Below are 2,929 nucleotides of genomic sequence, written 5' to 3'. Positions count from 1 at the left end.
AAGTAGTTTCTTTCGTTTCTATTGAATACCAATGCTCTGTCAAAAGTTTGTTATGTGAGAAGTCTATTTTCAGAAATTTGTTTATTTAGATAATATTTAGTCTATACTTTAATTTTGATCAAAAAAATCTCATGTATAAGACTTTAATCACGTGTTTTATTCTTCTGATTTATTCCTTTACGCAATCATATGCGAATAATAATGTTCATCTCGAAAAAAGTGAAACTGAGCTATATGAGGAGGCTGTTAAGCTTTTTGACCAGAAAAAATATAAACAAGCCATCAGAGCATTTCAAAAAATTGAAGATTTGTACCCCTTTTCTTACTGGGCGATGAAAGCAAAATTGTTATCTGGCATTTCTCGCTACAATATGGGTAACTATAGCAGTGCTGCAAGTGATATGGACGATTATATACAGATTTATTCAAATGGTGAAGATTTACCGTATGTGTACTACCTAAGGGTATTGTTTTATTATATGCAAATCAATAAAGTACAACTCGGGCAACAAACGGCATATAAAGCTTTAGAGCTAGCCGCTGAGTATATCAGTCTCTTCCCAGGCAGTGAACATACAGAAGAGATGAAAGAAAAAATAAAGCTAGTCACAGAACATATATTAGCAAAAGAATATTCTATCGGTAGGTTCTACTTAAGGCGGGGTGAATATCTAGCAGCAATCAAGCGTTTTCAAAATGTAACAAGCAGTAAGGATTCTAGCTATTTTTCTAGATCTGTTAACTATTTAATAGCAGCTCATTCGGCCCTTGGTCTTGACCTGGAAGCTCAGCAGTATGAAAGTATATTAGCAGGAAACTTCAAAAGGAAAGACGAAGTTCCATGTGAGAGAAGCAAGCTTGAAAATTCGCTTTAGTCTCTCTATACTTTGATATATAATTTAGGTTTGTAACTACTTGAATATGGCTGGTCATTCACAATTTTCAAATATAAAATACCGGAAAGGCGCTCAGGATGCGAAGCGCTCTCAAAAATTTACGAAGCTCATTAGAGAAATAACAGTTGCTGCAAAGCAAGGGCCGCCTGATCCTAAACTCAATCCACGTCTTCGTTCTGCTATATTTGCTGCACGTAAGGAAAATTTGCCAAAAGATAAAATAAAAACAGCAATAAAAAACGCAACTGTCAGTGTTGTAGAAGAAAATTATGAGGAAATACAATATGAGGGCTATGGACCTTCTGGCACTGCACTTATTGTTCATGCTCTAACGAATAACCGCAACCGAGCTGCTTCTGAGATGCGTTATATGTTCTCTCGCAGGGGTGGAATTTTGGGAGAAACAGGAAGTGTTAGTTACCTTTTTGATCATGTAGGCTTAATCATCTATAAAGCAGAAGGTGCAAACTTTGAAGATTTGTTTGATTATGGAATTGAATTAAAAGTATTGAATGTTGAGGAAAATAACAAAGAAGAATTGTACGTTATAACCTGTGAAGTAAAAGATTTTGGTAAAGTGCGCGATGCTTTTTATGCAAAATTTGGAGAGCCAGAACTTGCTCGTCTTTCATGGCAACCAAAAGACCTGGTTGAAGTTAGTGATAAGGAATTAATTGATAAATTATCTGCATTGGTTGAAGAGTTCGAAGGTAATGATGATGTACAGTACGTTGAAGGTAATTTTACTTTTGCTGGTGATAATTTTGCAGCCTAAGTTATGCAACTAATCGTATTCATACTACTTTTTATTTTACCGCCACACACCATTGAGGCATCTGCAGATCTCTCGGTATCATTCCAGCATGGAATCAGAAAAAAAAAAGTCATGGATTCAAGTAGTCAAGCTGTTCTGATAAAAGAAAGCAACGTAGGAAACTTAGTACATGACGAAAGGTTGTTATTCATATCTAGTAACATAAAATCTTCTTTTTTTACCACGGGAATTGAACAAGGTTTGGTCCAAAATACAGCGATGAGATTAATCGACACATATAAGGATTTTGGTGTAGACTTTAAAAAAGATATCATGCCAGGAAGTAAATTGGAGGTTCTTTTTGAAAGATTGCCTAGTAATCAGAAGACTGAAGAAAAATTTTTATACACCTCACTGACAACGAACAAAAAAGCTAATCACTTACATCATTATGAGTCACAAAACGGTCAAGAAGGATATTTTGATAAAGGGGGAATAAGCCTAAGAGGTAGCAAGGCTTTTATAAATCCGTTAAATGGAGATTATCGTATATCTTCGAAATTTGGGAATAGAAAGCACCCTGTTCATGGTAAAGTTGTTTTTCACAAAGGAGTAGATTATGCAGCTAAATTTGGTACTCCTATATACGCCGCTGCAGAAGGTGTAATAGAATATATAGGAAATAACGGAGGGTATGGTAAGTACATCAAAATAAAACATAAAAATGGGTATTCAACCTGCTATGCACATGTGAGTAAATTTAATAGTGATGTGAAATTAGGCTCCAAAGTAAAGCAGGGACAGGTTATCGCTTATGTTGGTAACACTGGTGTTGCCACAGGACCACATTTACATTACGAGATCATATATAATGGTAAACACATTGATCCACTTACAATAGCACATAAGAATAAAATGAGGCTACTTGGTCCCGAATTAAGTGAGTTTAAACTATTTGTAAATAAGATAGATAAAACGTTCAACAGAGAGAGCTCAGGTGAAAAAGAAGTTTAAAGACAATATTGATAAGAATACGATAAATGATAGAAATTTAAGTCAGCTCCGAGTTTGTCCTGCACTAATAGTGCTAGGATTAATTTTATCGGTACTTTTTGTAGTATACGATAGTACAATTGTACTTGGAATTGCTGCTATTTCAGTGTTGTTTCTTTCTCAAGGATTTTTCATTAATAACCCCAATGAAGCAAGGGTGGTAGAATTTCTTGGTCATTATATTGGAACTTATTTTAAACCTGGGATGTTTATTACACTACCATTT

Annotated in this window: 3 protein-coding genes and 1 pseudogene; all 4 read left to right on the top strand. The window is 34.9% G+C overall.

Annotation, left to right across the window (positions count from 1 at the left end; genetic code table 11):
• Positions 1-131 precede the first annotated feature (131 nt).
• Positions 132-875: an outer membrane protein assembly factor BamD gene (locus IHO13_RS05020; protein WP_225538557.1), complete on the top strand. Its 744-nt coding sequence runs from the start codon at positions 132-134 to the stop codon at positions 873-875.
• Positions 876-921: 46 nt separating this feature from the next.
• Entirely contained in the window at positions 922-1,671 is a 750-nt protein-coding gene (locus IHO13_RS05015; protein WP_225538556.1) for a YebC/PmpR family DNA-binding transcriptional regulator, read from the top strand.
• A 3-nt stretch (positions 1,672-1,674) separates the two neighbouring features.
• Positions 1,675-2,664 carry a M23 family metallopeptidase gene (locus IHO13_RS05010; RefSeq protein ID WP_225538555.1) on the top strand — a complete coding sequence of 330 codons (990 nt, stop codon included), beginning with the start codon at positions 1,675-1,677 and terminating at the stop codon, positions 2,662-2,664.
• A 7-nt stretch (positions 2,665-2,671) separates the two neighbouring features.
• Positions 2,672-2,929: pseudogene (locus tag IHO13_RS05005) on the top strand (SPFH domain-containing protein); the annotation flags it as partial.

It is taken from the genome of Wolbachia endosymbiont of Mansonella perstans, assembly GCF_020278605.1.
Classification (GTDB): Bacteria; Pseudomonadota; Alphaproteobacteria; order Rickettsiales; family Anaplasmataceae; genus Wolbachia.
This window is presented reverse-complemented; position numbering and strand designations above follow the sequence as displayed.

Bases quoted from the DNA above. Each gene is read 5' to 3' on its own strand.
- IHO13_RS05020 (WP_225538557.1), top strand. From the start codon at position 132: ATGTATAAGACTTTAATCACGTGTTTTATTCTTCTGATTTATTCCTTT.
- IHO13_RS05015 (WP_225538556.1), top strand. From the start codon at position 922: ATGGCTGGTCATTCACAATTTTCAAATATAAAATACCGGAAAGGCGCT.
- IHO13_RS05010 (WP_225538555.1), top strand. From the start codon at position 1,675: ATGCAACTAATCGTATTCATACTACTTTTTATTTTACCGCCACACACC.